1 protein-coding gene is annotated in these 1,232 nt (G+C 36.4%); it reads left to right on the plus strand.

Annotated features, from left to right (window positions below):
* Positions 1-91: 91 nt before the first annotated feature.
* The gene (locus tag RW114_RS20680) at positions 92-1,024 is read left to right on the plus strand and encodes a hypothetical protein (protein ID WP_340124612.1); all 933 of its coding nucleotides are present in this window, start codon (positions 92-94) and stop codon (positions 1,022-1,024) included.
* The last annotated feature ends 208 nt before the right edge of the window (positions 1,025-1,232 follow it).

Here is a 1,232-nt window from a genome sequence, read left to right on the forward strand (position 1 = left end):
ATGTTGAGTGATACGTTTTCCAGGCAAGGGTGAACTCCAAAAAAAATGAAATACACCCTTGTCCTACATATCGGTCAACCGGTCAAGATAGTTGTCGCCGACCGGACAGGGTAATTGTCGCCGAACAACCGGAAAGGAAACGTATAGTGAGTTTGAAAATGATGGTTATTTTTATAGTGGTTTTAGTGCATATGACCCAATGCAAGGTTCGAAAAACCCGTATGCTGTTGCCGTGGCTTCTAAAAATACAAAATGGTCGCGTAAGGAGTGTGCAAAGCCACGTATTTTTGTTCAGTCTGCACTTTTCTCAGCGCAGAGACTTTTCTCTGATGCTGGAATAATTAATAAAGAAATAGCCTCTTCTAAAAATTTCACTGTTAAACTTAGAGGGCATTATCTAGATCAGTGCTGCTTAGATATCTGGTCTGAACTTTTTTATCGTTGCCAAAATGATTTCTCAGAAAAATATGAATTCAACGTTAAAGATTTATTGAAAACGTTAAATAAAGGGTCTGGTGGAAAATCTAATGATTGGTTGATAAATAGAATTAAGTTATTATCATGTTCATATATAAATATTATATATACTAAGCCACTTAAAGGGGCGCATTATTCAGGCCCTTTATTAACTGCTAGGTATTTTGAAATGAGTGAATCTATTGAGGTAGTGTTTGATGAGAGAATTATAGAGTTGTTTGATGAAACTGGTTTTTCTGTTTGTGATAGCAAGGTTCGTCATGGTCTAAAAAAAAATCTTATGGCTAAATTTATCTATGAATATGTATTAAGTAGAAGTCCCAAAGAAAAGCCACAAATGATCAGCTTAACGACATTGAGAAGTTATGCTTGGCCTCTTAAAAGAAAGGATCAAGCTAAAGAGTCCTTTAAGCGCGCTGTAAACAGTGCTATTAAGACATTGAATGAAATTGAAGATATAACTTTTACGTTGAAACTAATTAAGTCTACTACGAGTAAAGATTTTAATCTTGTTTTCTCTAAGAAAGCACAGGCAATTATTGCATAAGTAATAAAAAATGGAAAAATGATTAGGTGGATTTATTTTTACTCCCATCTGAGTGATAAATCGTATGCTTTTGCATAACTGGTAAACGTTCACGCCCCTACGCAGGCAAAGGCAATGGAGCCAAATTTTGCCGATGCCGAGCAATAGCTGTTTGTAGATAATCCCAAGGCGAATGACCACGTTGGCGGCATGTGTCGCTAACGCTGGC

The organism is Methylobacter svalbardensis (assembly GCF_037671525.1).
In the GTDB taxonomy this organism is placed as follows: domain Bacteria; phylum Pseudomonadota; class Gammaproteobacteria; order Methylococcales; family Methylomonadaceae; genus Methylobacter_A; species Methylobacter_A svalbardensis.